Below are 1,087 nucleotides of genomic sequence, written 5' to 3'. Positions count from 1 at the left end.
AGCGAATGGCGATGACGAGCAGACTCGTGCTGATATTGCGTACGCTTTTGAAGAAGCCGTTTGTGCCACGTTGGCAATTAAATGTAAGCGTGCATTAGAGCAAACCGGTATGAAGCGCATCGTTATTGCTGGTGGTGTAAGTGCGAATCGTCGCTTGCGTGCAGAGCTTGAGAAGCTTGCGAAGAAAATCGGTGGTGAAGTGTATTACCCACGTACCGAGTTCTGTACTGACAACGGTGCAATGATTGCGTATGCGGGTATGCAACGTTTGAAGACCGGTGAAGTCGCAGATATGTCGGTGGAAGCGCGTCCGCGCTGGCCAATTGACCAGCTAACGCCAATCGCGTAACCAAACCTTGTATATTGACTGGCCTCTATTTATAGAGGCCTTTGTTTTTGTGGTTTATTTTCCCAAGAAAAAGGCGCGAGATTTCCAGACTGATGTGAGCAGTTTTCTTTGTGTTCAGTGATAGGATGGCGCGGAAGAATAATAAATGGATATAACAATGAATAAGTTTGAAATTGAAGGTCAGCAACTTGCTTACCTAGACAAAGGCGAAGGGCCTGTGCTGCTGTTTGGACATAGCTATTTATGGGATTGCCAAATGTGGGCGCCTCAAATTGAAGTTTTGAGCCAGTCCTATCGTTGTATTGTGCCTGACTTATGGGCGCATGGTGAATCGGACGCCGCTCCTGCTTTGACCACGTCTTTAGTTGATTATGCCCAACACATGCTGGCGCTAATGGATCATTTGGACATCGACGAATTTTCCACTGTTGGCTTATCTGTTGGCGGCATGTGGGGCGCGGAACTGACCGCTCAAGCCCCGCAACGAGTGAAGTCATTGGTGTTGATGGATACCTTTATTGGTTGGGAACCAGAAGTGACGCATAAAAAATACTTTGCGATGCTAGATACCATCAGCCAAGTTCAAGGTGTTCCTGAGCCTATTATCGAAGCCGTTGCACCACTGTTCTTTGCGAATAACGCGGATCAAGTTCACCCAGAATTGGTCGCTTCATTTAAACAAAGCCTTGAATCGCTAACAGGTGAGCGAGCTGTAGAAGTTGCTCGTATCGGTCGCAT

At 47.4% G+C, this 1,087-nt stretch carries 1 protein-coding gene and 1 pseudogene; both read left to right on the top strand.

Going from position 1 to position 1,087, the window contains the following annotated elements; genetic code table 11:
- Window positions 1–349 (top strand): annotated as a pseudogene (locus tag R7Q41_RS24340) (tRNA (adenosine(37)-N6)-threonylcarbamoyltransferase complex transferase subunit TsaD); the annotation flags it as partial.
- Between the two features lie 157 nt (window positions 350–506).
- The coding region (locus R7Q41_RS24335; protein ID WP_318144746.1) for an alpha/beta fold hydrolase at window positions 507–1,087 on the top strand (581 nt) is incomplete at its 3' end.

It is taken from the genome of Vibrio sp. 2096 (genome assembly GCF_033339595.1).
Taxonomy (GTDB): domain Bacteria; phylum Pseudomonadota; class Gammaproteobacteria; order Enterobacterales; family Vibrionaceae; genus Vibrio; species Vibrio alginolyticus.
This window is presented reverse-complemented; position numbering and strand designations above follow the sequence as displayed.